Consider the following 20,613-nt stretch of genomic DNA (forward strand, 5'->3'; position numbering starts at 1 on the left):
GCCGGGTGGTGAAATTGATCTTTGCATTAGAGTTCAAGGAATACAACGGTTATTTTCAGCCGTAACAAGCATTTAACAAACGGTCCTTGAATCGACGTGCAAGGAATGTGAAGGTGGTTTTATGGATGAACTGAGGGCCGTGCACGGCTGTTTGCGGCTTGAGCCCGACGGCGTCCTGACAGCTTTGGACTCCCAGGGCAGGCCCGCGTCGGCCGGGTCGGGCCTTGCTGCAGACCTTGCGGTGGCGGTCCTTGCCGGCAGCGCGGCGGACCTGGCTGTGACCTCCGGGGAGCTGCATGCGGTCCGGACCCGGCTGGCCGCCGGCCCCGGATTCGACGAGGTTCCTGTGCCCGTGGACATGACCAACCTGTCGGTGGTCGTGGGCGGCGACAAAATCATCAAGCTGATGCGCCGCTGGGGCGGGGCCGACCGCTCTTCCCGGCTGCTGGCCCGGCTCGCCGCTGCCGGTGTCGATGCCGTACCGGGCTACTTCGGATCCCTGGACTGGGAACATCCCGAACACGGCCGCTCCACCGTGGCGCTGGTCAGCGCGGTGATCCCTGATGCGGAAGACGGCTGGACCTGGGCAGCGGACGACGTCGCGGACTGGTTCCGCGGCGGGGCGCTCCCGGATTTCCCTGCCGCGCTGGGGCGTCTCGCCGCTGAGGTGCACGCGGCACTGTTTGCAGGTGATCCGCTGCCTGCCCCGGGCGCAGCCGAGGTCCGGGCTCGGGCCGACGGTGTGCTGGACGTTGCGCTGGCCCTGACGGGAGGCGACGCCGGAGAGAGGCTTGCGGGCCGGGCCCACAGCCTGCGTGCCCTGCTTGCGGGAATACCCGAAACCTGCGCACCCGCTTTCGACCTGCACGGTGACCTGCATGTGGGCCAGGTGCTGCGCTCCGGCAGCAGGTACTGGCTGCTGGACTTCGACGGCGACCCCCAGCTGCCGGACGCTGAACGTGACCGTCCGGATACGGCCGCCCGCGACGTCGCGCATCTCGCGGCGAGCCTGGACATGGTGGCCTCCGTGGCCGCAAAGCGGCTGCAGGCGGGTGACGCTGCGTCGCTGGAGAGGCTGTATGGCTGGGCGGGCGAGGCGCAGGAACAGCTGGTTTCTGCCTACCGTTCCACCGCAGCTGCTGCCGGTTTCCCGCAGCTTCTCGATGAGGCCATGCTGCCCGGTTTGATAGCTGAGCAGCTGCTGCGCGAACTCATCTACGCCCACCGTTTCCTGCCCCGCTGGCAATACGCCGCGGACGGCGCCATCACCTACCGGTTCGAGCGGGACCCTGCCCGCACCACACAGACAAAGGAGCCCGCGTGGACACCTCCCGCTTCCTAGAGGACCTGCAGCTGGTCCCTGACTATCTTGACCGGATGGCAGCACTGCTCCAGGCCGGATACCCAGGCGCAGCGGAACTGCCGGATGCCGGCCGCATCCTGATCCTCGGCATGGGATCCAGTGCCTACGCCGCTGCCACTGCGGCGCGGAAGGCGCGCGCGGATGGAGTGAATGTCCAGGTGGAGCTGGCCAGCACGGCGCTGCTCCCGCCGCCGGCACCCGACCTCCTGGTGATTGCCGTGTCCGCTACCGGAACCAGCGTGGAGGTCCTGGCAGCGGCTGAACGCTACCGCGGCACCGGCGGCCTCGTTGCGGTAACCAACAGGCCCGGCTCTCCGCTGGCAGCCATGGCCGACTACACGGTGGAGATGAACGCAGGGGAGGAGGTCTCCGGGATTTCCTGCCGGAACTTCCGGCATTCCCTCCTGGTCATAGCCGCGCTGCTGGAACGCTACGGCGCCTCCTACGGAACTCTCGCGGAAACGGCACAGCGTGCAGCGGTTGGTGCGCGGTCGGTCCTGGGCACTTCGGACCAGTGGCTGCCGCAGGTCTCCGAGCTGCTGCTGGGTCCCGAGGGAACCTTCCTGCTGGCGCCCGCCGAACGGTTCTCCAGTGCGGCCCAGGGGTCGCTGATGATCCGGGAAGTACCCCGCCGCCCGGCCTACGGCAGCGAGACGGGGGACTGGTCCCACGTTGATGTCTACCTGTCCAAGACACTTGACTACCGGGCGCTGCTCTTCACGGGCTCGCGGTGGGACCAGCAGGCCCTGGACTGGATGATTCCGCGCGGGGCGCAGGTCGTCGCCGTCGGCGAAGGGATTCCGGAAGCGGCACTTACCGTTTCCTATCCGGGGCAGGAACAGTGGCTGGTTTCTGCCCTGGTGGAGACAATGGTGCCGGAACTGCTGGCCTGGGACTGGTACAGCAAGGACCCGGAGCACTCCTGGAGCGCGCAGGTCACTGCAGGCACTGTCCTGTAGGCAGGACCGTCTGCCGGGTTGGTTCCAGCGGTTTGACCGGTGCTTGACCGGTTTACGTCTGCTGGATGGCAATCGCAAAGACGATGACCGCCGACAGCACCAGGGCTGCGATGGCCGAGTACGAGAACCGGGTAAACCGCTGCTGGCGGATACGTTCAGCGCGCCATTGCCTGCGGGTCAGTGTTGTGCTCATGCGGATGACTGTAAGAACGGTGCCGGCTAAGTGCTAAGAGTACTTACTACTTGTTTCCTGCCTTGCTTTACCCGAAAAAACCACCGCCAGTAAAACAAAACTGCACGCCGGGCGATGCCCGGCGTGCAGTTTTCTTTTCATTTGCGGGGCTATCAGCCCTGCCGATTACTCGTTGTGTGACTTGCCTTCGGCCAGTTCAACCGTGGTGTCCGAACGGCCCATCATGAACGGGATGAGATAAACGAGCGTACCTACGACGAGGCAGGCCACCATCGGCCAGACGACGTCGAGGGTCAGCCAGTTCAGGGCGTAAATCGAGGCAAGGAAGAGCCCGAAGAAGACGATGAACGTGACGAGGTTCGAGACCAGGTGTCCTTCGCCCGAGTGGGTGGGCTGCTTGGCCTTGGTTCGTGCCATGGGAGTTTCTCCGTTTCAAAAAGTTTTCAGCGGCGGACGGATCAGTAACCGGACCCGCCGTTACCACCCTTAACAATAGCGATTCCGGAGCTAGCTCCAATTCGTGTGGCGCCGGCAGCGATCATTGCCAGTGCATCTTCCCGGCTGCGGACGCCTCCGGAAGCCTTCACACCCAGGTCAGGGCCCACTGTCCGGCGCATAAGTTCAACATCCTGGACTGTGGCGCCTCCGCCGTTGAATCCGGTGGAGGTCTTCACGAAGTCTGCTCCGGCTTCTACGGATGCTTCACAGGCCAGGACCTTCTGCTCGTCGGTGAGCAGCGAGGTCTCGATGATGACCTTCAGGATCGCGCCGGCCTCATGCACGGCCTCGGCAACGGAAGCGATGTCGCGGACCAGTGCTTCCCGGTCACCGCGCCGGGCAGCGGCGATGTCGATCACCATGTCGATCTCGTCAGCACCGTCCTGCAGGGCACCCTGTGCTTCGAAGACCTTCACTTCAGTGGTGGTGGCTCCGAGCGGGAAGCCGATGACGGAGCAGGTGTCCACACCTGAGTCCTTTAAGGCTGTGTGCACTGTTGAAACCCAGAGGGGATTGACGCAGACGGACTTGAATCCGTACTGGGCTGCTTCTTCGCAGACCCGCAGGATGTCCTCGCGGGAAGCTTCCGGCTTCAGCAGCGTGTGGTCAATGTAGGAGGCGAGGTCAGCGGTCTGCGGAGTCTCTTCAGGCGCGGCGTTCGTGGGCATGGCGGTCCTTTCCAAACTGGTCTTCCAGTCTCCCATATGACGGAGACATGCGTGCGCCGGTTCCCTCGGCACTTTGGGGTATGAATTAGCCGTTAAAGAGGAAAAGCCGGGCTCCAGTCCCAAGGGACTGGAGCCCGGCCGGCACTGACTTAGTTCGGCCACCAGTTGACGAGCGGAGAAACCGTCCCGCCGCCATTGTTCCCGAACGACGGTGCCGCATTCGCCGGTGCGGCTACTCCTACAGCCGTAATGGCCGCCGCGAGAAGAAGCGATGCGCCTAGTTTCTTCATTTGTGCTCCTTGGTGAGTGATTCACGCCTAGCTGACAATGAAAGTGTACCTAACACACAGACGAGAAATCGGTTCGTGTATCCAAATTTCAGGATATCTTGCGTATATGCTGCGGCGGCCCGCAGCGGCCGCCTCATTCCCGCGTTGCAGCGTAACGTTGCGGCCAGGACGGCACCCCATGCGCAAGAATGAAACATGGTGTTGCAACCGCCGTGCAGGATACCGAGAAAGTCGTGGCTTTTGGATGATCAATGACTTCATACTAAGCGAGTACAAGGCTCGTCAGCATTGGGAAGGCCGGGACTATGCTGAAGCCAGGCGGTACGCCGAAAAGGCAGCGGCAGCAGCCAGCCAGAACGGTGATGAGGCCGGGTGGTGGCGTATGACGTTCCTGCTGGGGGAATGCCAGCTTGAACTTGGTCAAATGAGTGAGTGCGCTGAAACTGCACGGGAATTGGCCGACCACCGGCTTTCGCTGGAGGATCCGCAACTGGCGGCTAAGGCAAAGGCGCTCCGGTCCCTTGGCCTTCAAGGGCAGGGGCTTCTGCCGCAGGCGTTGGAAGTTGCCAGGGATGCAGCGCTCGATCTTCCTGACGGTGACGTGGGGGGCCGGGGAAAAATCGAGGCCCAGCAGGTCCTCGTGGCGGTCCTGGCCGAGAGCGGTAATTTTGAGGATGCCTGGGCAGAAGCGGAAGTGCTCGCAGCGATGGTCGGGGAGGATGCTGGTCTGGAGAGGGCTGGCAAGGCTTACTGGTCAGTTGGAAACGCTGCCTTCCTGGCAGGGCGGCACCGCGAGGCTACGCATTATCACGGGCTCGCCTCAGCATCCCTTTCGCCTATCAACGATGTAAGCTTATGGGCGCTTTTTAACAAGGCCTCAGCTTTTATGCGTCTCACCGCCAACCTTGTCGAGCCCGAAACGCTGCAGTGCATTGAACGTGCCGAAATGGCTATCTCCATCACCGGCGGCACGCCGCAGGACGAAATTGAACTGGCGATAACGCGCGCCTACTGGTCATTCCTCACGGGAGAGCTTGCGGCCGCACGCTCACAGATGAACGTAGTGATGGAAAAGTCGGAAATGATGGCCCCGCACATCGAGGGTGAAGCACGCTTTCTATTGGCGCGGATTCTTCGTGCCGAAGGTCATCTGCAGCATGCCGCCGACCGCTTTGCAGAGAGCGCGCGGCTGTTCGACTCGGCAGGGGCCGGCGCCCGTGCTGAGCAGTCCAGAAGGTTCCTGACCCAATTGCAGGAAACAACGGACGGGTAATGCTCGACGGATTCGGAGCGTGAACCCGGTGCCGGTAAGCACGCTTGGAAATTTCAACCCAGCTTGAAATGGTGTCTCGAAATCCTCCGTTTCATGAATCGCTGGGGTACCTTTGGCTTTGGGGGGAAACATGGGAAAGTATCGACTTTTAGATCTCGCAGGGCCGCACGGAACTGATCCGTTCCGCAACACCTCGCCAAGCCGCGCCGGGGGCACCATATGACGGTCGTTGAGAGCGCAGCGCCGCTGCCGGAAAAAGCCTCGCCTGCTGCCGGGACTGCAGCAACAGGCCTGGCCGAAGGGTATGCCGAGGTATCCCTGGAGGACGGCTTCATCAGCCTGGTCCTTCCGCCCGGCGCTGTTATCACCGGGGGAATCGCGGCACGGGCTGCCTCGGAGTTCGAAGAACTGACCGGATCAGGCATGATGCCGCTCCTGCTGGAGCTGACCGGGATCGAATCCATAACGCGCAGCGCCCGCTCAGTCTTCGGCGGAGCGCATTCAGCCTCGGCAGTCGCCGTCCTCGGGTCTTCACAGGTTGACCGTGTCATCGCGAATTTCCTGCTCGGAGGTGACTTGCCGTCCTGTCCCACCAGGTACTTCTCATCAAGGACTGAGGCCCTTAGCTGGCTCGAAGGGAAAGCCGGATGACGGGCGTTGAGGACGGAGACCCCAGACTCCAGCAGGTAGTGGACGGCATAGTCCGCATTGCCGCCGGAGACCTCGGCACCAGGATCCGCACTTCGCCCAAGCGCGACGACGTGGACGCCGTCATCACCGGCATTAACCTGCTGGCCGAGGAACTGAACTCCGTCTACCAGGACTTTGAGGAACGGGTTGAATCCCGGACCCGGGAGCTGCAGGCTGCCCACCGGCAGATGCAGCGGATGGCCATGAGCGACGCCCTGACCGGAACGGCCAACCGCACGGCACTCATGCACGAGATCGAGGCGGCGCTGCTCGCCTCGCACGCAGGCGCCGGCCGGCCCTCCGTGCTGCTGATAGACCTCGATGCCTTCAAGGACATCAATGACAGCTTCGGCCACCAAACCGGAGACCTGGTGCTGGTGGAAGTCGCCAGGAGGATCCGGTGGGCAGTCCGCCGCGGTGACACCGTGGCCAGGCTGGGCGGGGACGAATTCGCCGTCCTGCTTCCGGAAACCGGGCTAAGCACCGCGATGGGCGTTGCTGCCCGCATCCATGAAGCCCTGGCAGACTGCATCCGGGTGGAGGAACTGGATGTGTGGCCGCGCGCCAGCGTCGGTGTCCACACAGCGGCGGCAGGCGAAAGCGCCGAAGACATCATGGTCAGGGCCGATACCGCCATGTACGCTGCCAAGGACGCCGGACGGGGACAAAGCAAGGCGTTTGAACCGGTAATGCTCTACGCCCGGCAGCTTCGCCGGGACATGGCCGCCGAGCTGCGTGAAGGGGTCGGGCGCAACGAACTGTTCCTCGACTACCAGCCCGTAGTCGAACTGGCCACGGGCAGGATGAGCGGCGTGGAAGCGCTGATCCGCTGGCAGCATCCCCAGCGCGGCCTCATCATGCCCGATGACTTCATTCCTATCGCGGAAGAAACCGGAATCATCCTGGACCTGGGCCGGTGGGTCCTGCGCGCGGCACTGGAGCAGCTGGCCCGCTGGGAAGAAGATCTGGACCTTGATGAAGACTTCAAGGTGCGGGTGAACCTCTCGGCCATGGAACTGCAGCGCCTGGACCTGGTGGACCACGTGCGCCAGGACCTCCTGGAAACCGGCATCCGGGCATCGAGGCTGGTCATCGAAATCACCGAGAGCGCGTTCGTGAGCGGCGGTGACGTGGAAATGTACTCGCTGAAATCGCTCAACGCCCTGGGAGTCGGCATAGAAATCGACGACTTCGGCACCGGATACTCCTCGATCAGCTACCTCCGCCGGCTGCCCGTCCAGACAGTGAAGGTGGACCGGAGCCTCATCCGGGACATCAGCGCGGACCCCGGCCAGCGCGAGTTCGTCGACGCGGTCCACGGACTGATCCGCGCAGCGGGGATGGAAGCGGTCTTCGAAGGCATCGAAACACTCGACCAGGCAGCGGACCTGCTGGTGCTCGGCTGCCGCAACGGCCAGGGGTACTATTTCAGCCGCCCGCTGGCTGCCGGACAGATCCAGGCCATCCTGGAAGCAGGCACCACACTGCCGCTGGTGCAGGCCCCGGCAGCAGCCGGCTAGCGCCGCCGCGGACCCGCCCGCCGGAGCTGCTAGGCGTCCAGTCCCAGCGCTTCCGCGATGTCCTTCTTCGCAGCAGCCAGGCGTTCCGCAGCGGCCGAGCGCGCGGCCGCGAGTTCTCCGCGGCCGGAGACCGGCTCGATGACTTCGAGGTAGCACTTCAGTTTCGGCTCCGTGCCGGAGGGCCGCACGATGATCCTGGTATCGTCCCCGGTCAGGTAAAGCAGTCCGTCGGTCGGGGGCAGGTCCGACGAACCCGCGGAGAGGTCAATCTCAGACATCACGGGCGAGCCGCCGAGGGACGCGGGAGGCTGCTCGCGCAGCCGGGTCATCATCTGCGGGATCAGTGCCAGGTCCGAAACCCGGACCGAGAGCTGGTCCGAGGCATGCAGGCCGTGTTCCAGTGCCAGGTCATCCAGCATGTCGAACAGGGTGTGCCCGGAGGCCTTCAGCGAGGCGGCCAGTTCAGCGATCAGCAGTCCGGCGGAAATGCCGTCCTTGTCCCGCACCAGGCCCGGGGCTACGCAGTATCCCAGCGCTTCCTCGTACCCGTAGACCAGACCCGGCACCCGGGAAATCCATTTGAACCCGGTGAGCGTCTCCTTGTGGGCAAAACCGGCGGCAGCAGCAATCCGGGCCAGCAGCCGGGAAGACACGATCGAGTTGGCAAAAACGGGGGAGCGGCCGGCGCTGCCGCGAACCTTCAGGTGCCCGGAACGGATTCGGGTGGCGAGGTGGGCGCCCAGCAGGGCTCCGGTCTCGTCTCCGCGCAGCATCCGCCACTCGCCCGTGGCCGGGTCCTTGGCAGCGACGGCGGCGCGGTCGGCGTCGGGGTCGTTGGCCAGGACAATATCCGCCCCGGTCTCCGCTGCCATGGCGACGGCGAGGTCCAGGGCGCCGGGCTCCTCCGGGTTGGGGAACGCGACAGTCGGGAAGTCAGGATCCGGCTCGGCCTGCGCTGCCACCAGTTTCACGGACGTGAACCCGGCGTCGCGCAGCACAGCGGTCATGGTCTCCCCGCCCACACCGTGCATCGGCGTCAGGACGATCTTCAGGTCCCGGGCCGGGTACCCGTCGCGGGACACCAGTGCGTCGACGGCGTTGATGTAGTCGGCCACGATCGACTCGGACACGTCCGTCCAGCCTTCCGGCGCGGTCTCAATCGATGACAGCGGCACCGTGTAGTCGATGCGTGAGGCGATTTCGGCGTCGTACGGCGGGACGATCTGCGCTCCGCGCCCCGGGCCCTTCACCGTCCGTCCGCCCAGGTACACCTTGTAGCCGTTGTCCTGCGCGGGGTTATGACTGGCCGTGACCATCACCCCGGCATCCGTGTCCAGCGCCCGGACCGCGTAGGCGAGCACCGGCGTCGGGAGTGTGCAGGGCAGCAGGAACGCTTCGATGCCCGCGGCGCTGAAGACCGCTGCCGTCTCGAGGGCGAAGGCCTTTGAGTTGTAGCGGGCGTCGTAGCCGATTACGGCGCTGGGCGTCCAGCCTTCGGACTTGTCCTGCAGGAAGGACGCAATCCCGGCGGCGGTGCGGCGGACGACGGCGCGGTTCATCCGCATGGGCCCGGCACCGAGGGCGGCGCGCAGGCCTGCGGTACCGAACTCCAGGGTTCCGGAGAAACGGTCTGCCAGTTCATCCAGTGCTGCTTCTGCCGCTTCCCCTTCCGCCGCAGCTTCTTCAAGCAGCGCGCGCAGCTCGGCGGCTGTCGCGTGGTCGGGGTCGGTGTCCGCCCACTGGCGGGCAACGGCAGTCAGTTCGTCGCGTTCGTTGGCGGTCAAGCTCATGGGGTGTCCTATATAGGTGTCCGGCTAGAGGGCGCCGATGATTCCGGCCAGGAGGCGTGAGATGCGCGGGCCTGCTTCGGCACCGGCTTCCAGCACTTCCTGATGGCTGAGCGGCTGGGGGCTGATGCCCGCGGCGAGGTTGGTGACCAGGCTGATGCCGAACACCTCCATGCCGGCGTGGCGGGCGGCAATGGCCTCCAGGGCGGTGGACATGCCCACGAGGTCGGCGCCGATGGTCTTGGCGTACCGGACTTCGGCAGGCGTCTCGTAGTGCGGGCCGGGGAACTGCGCGTAGACGCCCTCGGCCAGGCTCGGATCCACGGTGCGTGCGAGGTCGCGCAGGCGGGGAGAGTAGAGGTCTGTCAGGTCCACGAACGTGGCACCCTCCAGCGGCGAGGTTGCCGTGAGGTTGATGTGGTCGCTGATGAGCACCGGGGTGCCCGGCTTCCAATCGAGGTTCAGCCCGCCGCAGCCGTTGGTCAGCACCATGACCTTGGCACCGGCAGCGGCGGCCGTGCGTACGCCGTGGACAACGGCGCGCACGCCCTTGCCCTCGTAGTAGTGGGTACGGGCACCCAGCACCAGGGCGCGCTTGCCGCCGGGAGTCAGGATGGACCGGATGGTTCCCACATGGCCCTGCACCGCGGGGGCGGAGAAGCCGGGGATTTCCGACGCCGGGATGGTGGCGGTGGTTTCGCCGATCAGTTCGGCTGCCTCACCCCATCCGCTGCCCAGGACCAGGGCGATGTCATGGCTGGGTACGCCGGTTTTCTCGGCAATGTACGCTGCAGCGTGCCGGGCAAGTTCAAAGGGTTCGTCGTTGCTCACCCGTACAACTTACCGTGTGTTGGCAGTGCCTGCCGGTGCGCGCCCCGGATGACCCGTTTGAGCGCTTTCCCCGGATGAGACACAATGGACAGTTGTGACGAGCCAACTAGATTTCACTGCCCGAAAAATTGCGATCCTCGGCGGCGGTCCCGGCGGGTACGAGGCCGCCATGGTGGCAGCATCACTGGGGGCGGACGTCACCATTGTGGAGCGCAACGGCCTGGGCGGATCCGCCGTACTTACCGACGTCGTGCCTTCCAAGACCCTGATTGCCACTGCTGACGTGATGACGCGCTTCAGCTCGGCCTCCAGCCTGGGCGTCGATTTCGGCGATGCCAGCCCGGTGACCGCGGACCTGAAAATGGTGAACCACCGCCTGCTGGCGCTGGCGCGTGAACAGTCCAATGACATCCGCCGCACACTCGAGCGCATGGGCGTGAACGTTGTGCCCGGCGCCGGACGCCTGCTGGACAACCACACCATCGAAGTGACCGCCGACGACGGCACCACCAGCACCGTGGAAGCCGAGGCGCTGCTGATTTCCACGGGCGCCAACCCCCGTGAGCTGGAGACCTCCATGCCGGACGGCGAGCGGATCTTCACCTGGAAGCAGATCTACAACCTCACTGAGGTTCCCGAGCACCTGATCGTGATCGGCTCCGGCGTCACCGGCGCCGAGTTCGCATCCGCCTACAACGGCCTGGGCTCGCGCGTCACCCTGATCTCCAGCCGCGACCGGGTGCTGCCCGGAGAGGACGCCGACGCCGCCCGCGTGCTGGAAGATGTCTTCCAGGCCCGCGGCATGACGGTGCTTTCCCGGTCCCGCGCAGACTCAGTGAAGAACACCGGCGACGGCGTGCTGGTCACCCTCTCGGACGGCCGCACCGTGGAGGGCTCGCACTGCCTGGTCGCCGTCGGCGCCATTCCCAACACGCAGGGAATCGGGCTGGAGGAAGCCGGCATCGCGCTGGATGACAACGGCCAGATCAAGGTCGACGGCGTTTCCCGCACCACCGCTCCCAACGTCTACGCCGCGGGCGACTGCACCGGCGTGTTCAACCTGGCCTCGGTGGCCGCCATGCAGGGCCGCATTGCGATTGCGCACCTGATGGGGGACAGCGTCAAGCCGCTGCGGCTCAAGCAGGTGGCCTCGAACATCTTCACGTCGCCGGAAATCGCCTCCGTGGGTGTTTCCGAAGCCGACGTCGATGCCGGCCGCTACCAGGGCGACGTCATCAAGCTTTCCCTGCACACCAACGCGCGGGCCAAGATGATGGACGTGAAAGAAGGCTTCGTGAAGATCATTGCCCGCAAGGGATCCGGAACGGTGATTGGCGGCGTCGTCGTCGGTCCCCGGGCCTCGGAGCTGATCTTCCCGATCGCGCTGGCCGTCACGCAGAAGCTACACGTCGACGACGTCGCCAACACCTTCACGGTCTACCCGTCGCTGACCGGCTCGATTTCCGAAGCAGCACGCCGGCTGCACGTGCACATTTAGCGGAGGCTCCCGCCCACAAACGAGATGACAGAAACTGCCCGTATCAGCCTTGATACGGGCAGTTTCCGTCATCTCGAGGGGTGGGAAGCCCGCTTACGGACGTTTTCGGCGTGCCTGACGCGGGCTTTTTGGCGCGGAAATCCGAGGTTTGTCCAACGTTACGTCCACATTGTGGACCAATGTCCGAATGGCGGACGCCGGGTTCTAGGATGAACCTACTTTCCAACCGCACCCGAAAGACTCGCCATGTCAACAAACACACCAAGTGCCGCAACCGAAAAGGCACCCGCAAACTCACGCGGTCGCGTGATCGTAGCGTCGCTGGTCGGAACCTCCATTGAGTTCTACGACTTCTACGTCTACGCGACGGCCGCAGTCCTGGTCTTCCCGATCCTCTTCTTCCCGAACGCAGAAGGCGTCACCGCGCTGCTGAGTTCCTTTGCCGTGTTTGGCGTGGCATTCATCGCGCGTCCGCTTGGATCCATCGTCTTCGGGCACTTCGGCGACAAGGTGGGCCGCAAGGGCACACTCGTGGCGTCCCTGCTCACCATGGGTATTGCCACGTTCCTGATCGGGTGCCTGCCGACCGCAGACATGCCCGGCTGGACCTTCTGGGCGCCGGCACTGCTGGTTGTCATGCGCTTCGCCCAGGGCCTCGCCCTCGGCGGCGAGTGGTCCGGTGCAGCCCTGCTGGCCACCGAGAACGCCCCGGCCAACAAGCGCGCCATTTACGGCACGTTCCCGCAGCTGGGCGCTCCGATCGGCTTCATCCTGGCCAACGGCCTGTTCCTGATCCTGAGCTTCAACCTCTCCGAGGAAGCGTTTATGTCCTGGGGCTGGCGCATCCCGTTCCTGGCCAGCGCCGTCATGGTCATCATTGGCCTGTACGTTCGCCTGAAGCTGGTGGAAACCCCGGCCTTCCAGAAGGTTGTCGATTCCGGCGAAGTGAGCAAGCTGCCCCTGGCCGCTGCGTTCAAGTTCTCCTGGCGCCCGATGATCGCCGGCACGTTCATCATGCTGGCCACCTACGTGCTCTTCTACCTGATGACCACCTTCACCCTCTCCTACGGCACCGCCGCCAAGACGGAGGCAGAAGCTGCTGCGAAGGCGGAAGCCGCCGGCAAGGCGTTCGATCCGGACTCCTTCGCGTCAGGCCTGGGCTACGCGCGCAATGACTTCCTGATCATGCTGATTGTCGGCGTCGTCTTCTTCGGCATCTTCACCATGGTCGCCGGTCCGCTGGCCGAGAAGCACGGCCGCCGCAAGACCCTGCTCTGGGTCACCGCCGCGATCTTCGCCTTCGGCTTCGCGTTCGATCCGCTGTTCGGCGGCGGCTTCGTGGGCACCATGGCACTGCTGATCATCGGCTTCACGCTGATGGGCCTCACCTTCGGTCCGATGGGTGCTGTCCTGCCCGAGCTCTTCCCGACCAACGTCCGGTACACCGGTTCGGCGATCGCCTACAACGTCTCCTCGATCCTCGGCGCAGCCGTTGCTCCGTTCATCGCCGTGGCCCTGTGGCAGGCCGCAGACGGCAGCCCCTGGCTGGTAGGTGTCTACCTTTCCTCGATGGCTGTGCTGACCTTCATCGCGCTGTGGGTTACCCGCGAAACCAAGGACGTGGACTACGTAAACCACTCCAGCTAGTTCGCCTGCTGTAACGCAAGAAGGCCCGGATCCGATTGGATCCGGGCCTTCTTGTTTGTGTGTAACCGGGAGCGGCGGTGCCCGCGGATGCCTGCCGCGGGGCCGGCAGCCTGCTAGTCGACGATGGTTGCGATGACCGCACCGGCGGTCACGGTGGCCCCGGGAGCTGCGGAGAGGCCGCTGACCGTTCCGGACTTGTGCGCCGTGAGCGGCTGCTCCATCTTCATGGCTTCGAGCACCACGATCAGGTCACCCTCGGCCACCTGGGCGCCGTCCTCGACCGCAACCTTCACGATGGTTCCCTGCATGGGGGAAGTCAGGTCGTTGCCGGTGGCAGCTGCGGTGGCAGACCGGGAGCGGCCCTTGCGCTGCTTGCCGTTGGGTGAGGCTGCACCCCGGCCTGCGATCGAGGCCAGGCCGGCGGGCAGCACGACCTCAAGCCGCTTGCCGCCCACCTCTACCGTGAGGCGCTGGCGGGAGGCGTCGTCGTCGTTCCCGGTTGCCGGATCACCGCTGAACGGTGAGATCGTGTTGTTGAATTCAGTCTCGATCCAGCGCGTGTGGATGCTGAACGGACCCTCTTCGGGGGCGAAGGCCGGATCCGCGACGACGGCGGCATGGAAGGGCAGCACGGTCGGCAGGCCCGTGATCTCCATTTCCTGCAGGGCACGACGGGCGCGCTGCAGCGCCTGGGTGCGGGTGGCACCCGTGACGATCAGCTTCGCGAGCATGGAGTCGAAGTTGCCGCCAACGGTTTCTCCCGCCTCGATGCCCGAATCGACGCGCACACCGGGTCCGGTGGGCAGCCGCAGGGTTTCAACCGTGCCGGGGGAGGGCATAAAGCCGCGGCCGGCGTCCTCGCCGTTGATGCGGAACTCGATCGAGTGGCCGCGGATTTCGGGATCGGTGTAGCCCAGCTCCTCGCCGCGGGCGATCCGGAACTGTTCGCGGACCAGGTCCAGGCCGGTGACTTCCTCGGAGACCGGGTGCTCCACCTGGAGGCGGGTGTTCACCTCCAGGAAGGAGATGGTGCCGTCGGTTCCGACCAGGAACTCACACGTGCCGGCGCCCTGGTAGCCGGCTTCCAGGAGCAGGGCCTTGGACGACTCGTAGAGGCGCCGCGTCTGCTCCTCGCTGAGGAACGGCGCCGGTGCTTCCTCGACGAGTTTCTGGTTGCGCCGCTGCAGCGAGCAGTCGCGGGTGGATACGACGACGACGTTGCCGTGCGCGTCTGCCAGGCACTGGGTCTCGACGTGGCGGGGGGAGTCCAGGAACCGCTCGATGAAGCACTCGCCGCGGCCGAACGCTGCGGTGGCCTCGCGGACGGCCGAGTCGTAGAGCTCGGGGATTTCTTCCAGCGTGCGGGCAACCTTGATGCCTCGCCCGCCGCCGCCGAACGCTGCCTTGATGGCGACGGGCAGGCCATGCTCGGCGGCGAAGGCAAGGACCTCATCGGCGCTGGAGACAGGATCTGAGGTTCCCGGGACCAGCGGTGCGCCAACCTTTGCCGCCAGGTGCCGTGCCTGGACCTTGTCGCCAAGCTGTTCGATGGCTTCAGGCGGCGGGCCGATCCAGGTCAGGCCGGCGTCGATGACGCGGCGCGCAAACTCGGCGTTTTCGGAGAGGAAACCGTAGCCGGGGTGGACGGCGTCGGCACCGGCCCGCGCGGCCGCGGCCAGGACCTTCTCCATGTCCAGGTAGGAGTCAGCGGCGGTGCTGCCGCCGAGGGAATAGGCTTCGTCGGCGAGCCGGACGTGCAGGGCGTCCCTGTCGGGCTCGGCGTAGACGGCGACCGTACCGATACCTTCGTCGCGGGCGGCCCGGATAATCCGGACGGCAATCTCACCGCGGTTGGCAATCAGGACCTTGCCCAGCGGGGCGGGGGTGAACTGGCTCATGAAATGCACTGGCTCCTTTGATCTCTTGGGAGCGTAGCGCGGTTTTGTTGTGTCCCGCCATAATCCGTGCTGTTTCTGCGTGGGGCGGCGTCTTTAGTTGTGGGGACCCTACAAAGGTGTCGTGGTGTAGCGACCTGTGTGGGTCTGTGGACAACTGCGGCAGCCGCGCGGGCCCGCCGGTAGAACTGGGGGATGCGTACGCCTAAGCCGCTTCCGCCGTCGTTCTCTGAGCCGTTCCTGGCTGCCGATGCGCTGCAGGCGGGGCTGACCGAGGGGCGGCTCCGTGCCTCAGACCTGCGGATTCCGAGCCGGGGGATCCGGGTACCGCGGGCCTTGGACGGTGGTGCTGGGGACGGGCCTGCCGGGCTGGCGGCCCGTGCCCGGCCGTACCTGCAGCTGCTGCCTGATGCCGTCCTCAGCCACACGTCGGCGGCGCTGCTGCACGGAATCCCGCTCCCGGCGCCGTACCGGGACGACCCTGTGCTGCATCTGGCGCGTGGGCCGGACAAGCCGGGAGCCCGGCGGAGGAACGTACGGTGCCACCGGCTCGCGCTAACACCGGAGGATGTGGTGCTTTTCCAACAGGGACTCAGTGTCACGTCTCCTGCCCGCACTTGGTTTGATCTCGCAAGGCTCTTGCCGCTTCCCGCAATGGTGGCTGCCGGAGACTGGCTGGTGTCGGAGCACGGCCGCAGCTATGGCAGACCGCGGACTGCGGTTGTTTCACTGGCTGAGCTCAGAGAACGTGTCCTGGGCTGGGCAGGAAATCCGGGGATTCGTGCTGCGCGCCGAGCCCTGGAACTGTTGTGCGTTGGGGTCGATTCACCTCCCGAGACGTACCTGAGGCTAATGCTGCACGACGCCGGGCTTCCAGCCTTCCACCCCAACTTTGCGCTGCTGGACGACGCCGGGCGGCCTGTTGTCTGGTCCGATCTTGGGTGTCCGGAGTTCCGGACCTGTGTGGAGTACGACGGCGAGCATCACTTGACCCGTGAACAGCAGCTCCGCGACCACAACCGGGACCTCCTGGTGAGCGAGCTGGGCTGGCATCAAGTGAAGGTGTCCGCCCTGGACATGCGCCGGGGCTCCGGTTGGGTGGCCGGAAAGGTTGCACGTGGCCTGAAGCTGGGTGGCTGGACGCGCTCAGCTGGTCCATAGCCTTCGGGGAGATACTGCACTTTGGAAACCCTGCACCTGAACCTTCGGTGAGTTGTCGCAGTTAGAGCTCACGCTAAGCGGCGTTATCTGCCCGAAAGTTGGCAGGATGGGACGCTGAGGGGCGTTATCTCCCCGAAGGTTGGCTGGCCGCCCGCCGACCCGCGGCGGCACCGTCGGCACCGCCGGCGCACCGCCCCCGCCCCCCAGGCCCTACTTCCAGAGCGAAGTCACGCCAACTCCGGCACTGGCCAGCAGATGACGCAGCGTGGAAACCGAAAGCCCCACCACGGCATGCGGATCCCCGACAACCTTCTCGATGAAGGCACCGCCCAGGGAATCGATCGTGAAGGAACCGGCAACCTCCAGGGGCTCACCGGTGGCAATGTAGGCCTCGATCTCGTCGTCGAGCAGCTTCGCGAAATGAACCTCGGCCGAGCTGACCGCGCCAAGGGTGGCACCGGAGCCGTCCTCATCGGTGTCGCGGCAGTCGACCAGCCAGTGGCCGGTATGCAGCACCCCGACGTTCCCGCTCATCCGGCGGATCCGTTCGCGGGCGACGTCGGGCTCCCACGGCTTGCCGTGTGCCTCGCCCTGGAACTCGAACACCGAATCGCAGCCCAGCACCAGCGCGACCTCTGATTCCGGAAGGGACGCCACGGCCTCGGCCTTGGCGCGGGCCAGGAGCAGGGCGGTGTCGTGCGGGTCGGTGAGGCCGTAGCGGGCGGTCACCGCGTCTTCGTCGACGTCGGAAACCAGCACGCGGTGGGCAATGCCGGCGTTGGCCAGGAGCTTGGTGCGGGCCGGGGAAGCGGAGGCGAGAATCAGTTCAGTCACGCCTCCCAGCCTAGTGGGCAAACGAAGAACGGCCGCCCCAGCAGTGGGACGGCCGTTCTCCTGAAAAGTGCGAGCAGGGAAAACCTTACCCTCTGTTCGCGGCTCCCGCCGAAGCGGTTGTTTCGGATGTGTCCTTCTGGGACGAAAGTTCGTCCGCATCAGGGGTCTCGGTGTACGAGTCGTCATCGAACGGGTCGCCGTTGCGCTTGGCGTCGTACAGCTCGGGCTGCAGCAGGCCGTTGCGCTTGGCCACGATGGTCGGCACCACGGTCTGGCCGGCAACGTTCACCGCGGTGCGTCCCATGTCCAGGATCGGGTCGACGGCGAGCAGCAGCGCTACACCCTCGAGCGGCAGGCCCAGGGTGGAGAGCGTCAGGGTCAGCATTACGACGGCGCCGGTGGTGCCGGCAGTTGCCGCGGAGCCCAGGACGGCAACGACGGCGATGAGCAGGTACTGCCCGATGTTCAGGTCAATGCCGAAGAACTGTGCCACGAAGATCGCTGCGATGGCCGGGTAAATGGCGGCGCAGCCGTCCATCTTGGTGGTCGCGCCCAGCGGTACGGAGAACGAAGCGTAGGCGCGGGGGATGCCGAGGTTCCGCTCGGTGACGCGCTGCGTCAGCGGCAGGGTGCCCACGGAGGAGCGCGAGACGAAGCCGAGCTGGATGGCCGGCCAGGCGCCGGAGAACCACTGGCGCACCGAGAGGCCGTGGGCCTTGATCAGCACGGGGTAGACCACGAACAGCACCAGGGCCAGGCCCAGGTAGATGGCCAGCGTGAAGGTACCCAGCGAGCCGATGGTGTCCCATCCGTACGTGGCGACGGCACGGCCGATCAGGCCGACGGTACCCAGGGGCGCCAGGCGGATGATCCACCACAGGACCTTCTGGATGACGGCCAGTGCCGAGGCGTTCAGGGCCAGGAAGGGAGCAGCGGGCTTGCCGACCTTCAGGGCGGCGATGCCGACGGCGATGGCGATAACCAGCACCTGCAGCACGTTGAAGTTCAGCGACGTGGTCAGGGTTTCGGTGGTGGACGCCGTCAGGCCCAGGAAGTTGCCCGGGATCAGGCCGGTGAGGAAACCGATCCAGCTGCCGGTGCCGCCGTCGTACCCGTCCGGGGCTGTGGCATCAGCGTTGGCGCCGGGCTGCAGGAGAACGCCAAGCGCAATGCCGATTGCGACGGCGATCAGCGCGGTGATGGCGAACCAAAGCAGCGTCTGCCAGGCCAGCCGGGCGGCGTTGGACACCTGGCGCAGGTTGGCGATTGAGCTGACGACGGCGGTGAAGATCAGGGGAACCACGGCGGCCTTCAGCAGCGAGACGTATCTCGAGCCGATCGTGGACAGCGTGGTGGTGAGCCAGTTGGGCTCGCCGTCGACGGTGCCCATGTTCTTGGCCAGCAGGCCCAGGCCGAGGCCGACCAGCAGGGCTGCGATGATCTGCGGGCCAAACGATGTGGCCCAGCGCGGAAGCCTGCGCCGGGTCTCGGCTGCGGCGGGGGACTGTGGGGAGGTCTGTGGTGATGTCACCGTTCGATGCTAGACGGCAGCCATTACCAGAGCATTTTCGGTATTGCGAAATGTTACGCGGCCAGGGGGTCGGGTGCCCTGAGAATCCGGGGCGGAAAAGCATTCTGTGGCGCGGGGCCGCCGAACATAAATCTTATTCCCGGACGCACTGTGACCATTGTCCCATCGGGGACGGGACGGCGGCGACCCGAAGGGCAGCACAAAAAACGCCCGGCCGGAAAACCCGGCCGGGCGTTTCGGGGATGCTAGTTCTCCAGCAGCGCCCGGCGCAGCGTGTCCAGGCCCACCGAGCCCAGGCGCAGGGCGCGGGTGTGGAAGGTCCGCGCGTCGTAGGCGTCGCCTTCGCGGGTGCGCACCTCGTCCCGGATCTGCTCCCAGAGCCGCTGGCCCAGCTTGTAGGCCGGTGCCTGTCCCGGCCAGCCGAGGTAGCGGGTGAACTCGAAGTTCAGCTGGCCTTCGGAGATGGCGATGTTCTGCTTCAGGAAGTCGTAGCCCTTTTCAGGAGTCCAGGTGCCCGATCCCCAGCGCTCCGGAATCTCAAGCTCCAGGTGAACACCGATGTCGAAGACCACGCGGGCGGCACGCATCCGCTGCGCGTCCAGCATGCCCATCCGGTCTCCGGGATCGGAGAGGTAGCCCAGTTCCTCCATCAGCCGCTCGGCGTACAGTGCCCAGCCTTCGCCGTGGCCGGAAACCCAGCAGACGTTGCGGCGCCAGCTGTTCAGCGTGTCGCTGGCGGCGGTGGCCGTGGCGATCTGCAGGTGGTGGCCGGGAACACCCTCGTGGTAGACCGTGGTGGTTTCCTTCCACGTGGTGAAGGTGTCTTCGCCCTCGGGGACGGACCACCACATGCGGCCGGGGCGGGAGAAGTCTTCCGACGGGCCGGTGTAGTAGATGCCGCCCTCATTGGTGGGGGCGATCATGCACTCCAGCCGGCGCATGGGGCCGGTGATCTCGAAGTGCGTCTCGGAGAGCTCGGCGACCGCGCGGTCGGAGAGTTCCTGCATCCAGGCCTGCAGCTCGGCGGTGCCGTGCAGCTGGCGCTCGGGATCGGCGTCGAGCAGGTCCATGGCTTCGCGGACGGAGGCACCTTCCTTGATCTGGCTGGCCACCTCCTCCTGCTCAGCGATGATGCGGTCCAGCTCAGCCACGCCCCAGGCGTAGGTCTCTTCCAGGTCCACGGCGGAACCGAGGAACTGGCGGGAGAACAGTGCGTAGCGCTCAGCGCCGACCGCGTCCTTTTCCGGTGCCACGGGCAGCAGCTCGGTTTCCAGGAAGCTGACGAGCGAACGGTAGGCGGCGCGGGCACCGTCGGCGTTTTCCTTCAAAGCGGCCTGCAGGTGCTCGGGCAGTGCGGTGCCGTCGGCCAGCTTGGCGCCGGAGGCGAAGGAGTCGAAGAAACCGCCGTCCTCGGCGTACTTCGCCGCCTGTTCCATGACGATCCGAACCTGGCGGCGGGCGGCCACGCGGTCCTGCTCTGCACCGTGGCGCAGCGAGGTGATGTACCCGGCGACGGCGTCGGGCAGGTTATGCAGGCGGCCGGCGATGTGCTCCCAGGCCTCCACGGTGTCCGTGGGCATGAGGTCGAAGATGGCGCGGATGTCCTGTGCGGGGGAGGCAATGTTGTTCAGGTCTGCCAGGTCCCAGCCGGAATCGTGGATCTCCAGGGCCAGTCCGAGCCGTTCGCGCATGGCATCGAGGGTTACGCGGTCGACGTCGTCCGCGGGCTGGAGGTCCTCAAGGCGCTCGAGGGTTTCCCGCATCGCCTCGGCCATGGACTCCAGGCCGGCAGGGGAGTAGTCGCCGTACTCGGTTTCGTGTCCCGGAATGCCCAGCGTGGTGGCAAAGGACGGATCCAGCGTGAGCAGATTCTCCGTGAAAGCTTCGGCGACGGCGTCAATCGCAGTGGGGGTGCGCGAACCGGCGTTGGACAGGTTATCTGGTGAGGTTGTCTGTTCAGTCACAGTTCCGAGCG

At 65.6% G+C, this 20,613-nt stretch carries 17 protein-coding genes; 8 read left to right on the forward strand and 9 right to left on the reverse strand.

What is annotated here, in order from left to right; genetic code table 11:
* The first annotated feature begins 121 nt into the window (after positions 1 to 121).
* Both NGB94_RS12650 and NGB94_RS12655 read left to right on the forward strand, forming a co-directional pair.
* Positions 122 to 1,342: a hypothetical protein gene (locus NGB94_RS12650; protein ID WP_325791007.1), complete on the forward strand. Its 1,221-nt coding sequence runs from the start codon at positions 122 to 124 to the stop codon at positions 1,340 to 1,342.
* Positions 1,321 to 2,322 carry an SIS domain-containing protein gene (locus tag NGB94_RS12655; protein WP_325791009.1) on the forward strand — a complete coding sequence of 334 codons (1,002 nt, stop codon included), beginning with the start codon at positions 1,321 to 1,323 and terminating at the stop codon, positions 2,320 to 2,322. Before NGB94_RS12650 ends, NGB94_RS12655 begins: the two co-directional genes overlap by 22 nt.
* Positions 2,323 to 2,374: 52 nt before the next feature.
* Here NGB94_RS12655 and NGB94_RS12660 read toward each other — a convergent pair whose 3' ends face one another.
* The 3 genes from NGB94_RS12660 to deoC form a co-directional block, all read right to left on the reverse strand.
* Entirely contained in the window at positions 2,375 to 2,515 is a 141-nt protein-coding gene (locus tag NGB94_RS12660; protein WP_325791010.1) for a hypothetical protein, read from the reverse strand.
* A 165-nt stretch (positions 2,516 to 2,680) separates the two neighbouring features.
* Positions 2,681 to 2,932: a hypothetical protein gene (locus NGB94_RS12665; RefSeq protein WP_152228627.1), complete on the reverse strand. Its 252-nt coding sequence runs from the start codon at positions 2,930 to 2,932 to the stop codon at positions 2,681 to 2,683.
* 41 nt (positions 2,933 to 2,973) lie between these two features.
* Positions 2,974 to 3,681 (reverse strand): deoxyribose-phosphate aldolase, encoded by a 708-nt coding sequence (gene deoC, locus NGB94_RS12670; protein ID WP_325791011.1) that lies wholly within the window; start codon positions 3,679 to 3,681, stop codon positions 2,974 to 2,976.
* 468 nt (positions 3,682 to 4,149) lie between these two features.
* On the opposite strand from deoC, the gene NGB94_RS12675 reads away from it, so the two are divergent.
* The 3 genes from NGB94_RS12675 to NGB94_RS12685 all read left to right on the forward strand — a co-directional run bounded on the left by NGB94_RS12675 (position 4,150) and on the right by NGB94_RS12685 (position 7,454).
* Positions 4,150 to 5,244 carry a hypothetical protein gene (locus NGB94_RS12675; protein ID WP_325791013.1) on the forward strand — a complete coding sequence of 365 codons (1,095 nt, stop codon included), beginning with the start codon at positions 4,150 to 4,152 and terminating at the stop codon, positions 5,242 to 5,244.
* A 219-nt stretch (positions 5,245 to 5,463) separates the two neighbouring features.
* A complete protein-coding gene (locus tag NGB94_RS12680) occupies positions 5,464 to 5,895 on the forward strand; it encodes an STAS/SEC14 domain-containing protein (RefSeq protein WP_325791015.1) in 432 nt (143 codons plus the stop codon).
* Positions 5,892 to 7,454, forward strand: coding sequence for a putative bifunctional diguanylate cyclase/phosphodiesterase (locus NGB94_RS12685; protein ID WP_325791016.1), 1,563 nt, complete (start codon positions 5,892 to 5,894; stop codon positions 7,452 to 7,454). The genes NGB94_RS12680 and NGB94_RS12685 overlap by 4 nt, the downstream gene beginning before the upstream one ends.
* Before the next feature lie 29 nt (positions 7,455 to 7,483).
* Here NGB94_RS12685 and NGB94_RS12690 read toward each other — a convergent pair whose 3' ends face one another.
* Both NGB94_RS12690 and NGB94_RS12695 read right to left on the reverse strand, forming a co-directional pair.
* Positions 7,484 to 9,244 carry a phospho-sugar mutase gene (locus NGB94_RS12690; protein WP_325791018.1) on the reverse strand — a complete coding sequence of 587 codons (1,761 nt, stop codon included), beginning with the start codon at positions 9,242 to 9,244 and terminating at the stop codon, positions 7,484 to 7,486.
* Between the two features lie 24 nt (positions 9,245 to 9,268).
* Positions 9,269 to 10,072, reverse strand: a complete 804-nt coding sequence (locus NGB94_RS12695; RefSeq protein WP_325791019.1) for a purine-nucleoside phosphorylase — start codon at positions 10,070 to 10,072, stop codon at positions 9,269 to 9,271.
* Positions 10,073 to 10,166: 94 nt separating this feature from the next.
* Between NGB94_RS12695 and NGB94_RS12700 the strand changes: the two genes are divergently transcribed.
* Both NGB94_RS12700 and NGB94_RS12705 read left to right on the forward strand, forming a co-directional pair.
* Entirely contained in the window at positions 10,167 to 11,570 is a 1,404-nt protein-coding gene (locus NGB94_RS12700) for an NAD(P)H-quinone dehydrogenase (RefSeq protein WP_325791021.1), read from the forward strand.
* A gap of 246 nt (positions 11,571 to 11,816) precedes the next feature.
* A complete protein-coding gene (locus NGB94_RS12705; RefSeq protein WP_325791023.1) occupies positions 11,817 to 13,217 on the forward strand; it encodes an MFS transporter in 1,401 nt (466 codons plus the stop codon).
* Between the two features lie 113 nt (positions 13,218 to 13,330).
* Here the strand turns inward: NGB94_RS12705 and NGB94_RS12710 are convergent, their stop codons facing one another.
* Positions 13,331 to 15,115: a biotin carboxylase N-terminal domain-containing protein gene (locus NGB94_RS12710; protein ID WP_325791024.1), complete on the reverse strand. Its 1,785-nt coding sequence runs from the start codon at positions 15,113 to 15,115 to the stop codon at positions 13,331 to 13,333.
* 192 nt (positions 15,116 to 15,307) lie between these two features.
* Between NGB94_RS12710 and NGB94_RS12715 the strand changes: the two genes are divergently transcribed.
* Positions 15,308 to 16,273, forward strand: a complete 966-nt coding sequence (locus NGB94_RS12715) for a hypothetical protein (protein WP_325791025.1) — start codon at positions 15,308 to 15,310, stop codon at positions 16,271 to 16,273.
* A 210-nt stretch (positions 16,274 to 16,483) separates the two neighbouring features.
* Here the strand turns inward: NGB94_RS12715 and NGB94_RS12720 are convergent, their stop codons facing one another.
* The 3 genes from NGB94_RS12720 to NGB94_RS12730 all read right to left on the reverse strand — a co-directional run bounded on the left by NGB94_RS12720 (position 16,484) and on the right by NGB94_RS12730 (position 20,602).
* Positions 16,484 to 17,107 carry a nucleoside triphosphate pyrophosphatase gene (locus tag NGB94_RS12720; protein ID WP_325791026.1) on the reverse strand — a complete coding sequence of 208 codons (624 nt, stop codon included), beginning with the start codon at positions 17,105 to 17,107 and terminating at the stop codon, positions 16,484 to 16,486.
* Positions 17,108 to 17,192: 85 nt separating this feature from the next.
* Positions 17,193 to 18,533 carry a dicarboxylate/amino acid:cation symporter gene (locus NGB94_RS12725; RefSeq protein ID WP_418910651.1) on the reverse strand — a complete coding sequence of 447 codons (1,341 nt, stop codon included), beginning with the start codon at positions 18,531 to 18,533 and terminating at the stop codon, positions 17,193 to 17,195.
* A 350-nt stretch (positions 18,534 to 18,883) separates the two neighbouring features.
* Positions 18,884 to 20,602, reverse strand: a complete 1,719-nt coding sequence (locus NGB94_RS12730; RefSeq protein ID WP_325791028.1) for a DUF885 domain-containing protein — start codon at positions 20,600 to 20,602, stop codon at positions 18,884 to 18,886.
* Positions 20,603 to 20,613 lie beyond the last annotated feature (11 nt).

The sequence above is a fragment of the Arthrobacter koreensis genome (assembly GCF_035792275.1).
Lineage (GTDB): Bacteria > Actinomycetota > Actinomycetes > Actinomycetales > Micrococcaceae > Arthrobacter_B > Arthrobacter_B koreensis_A.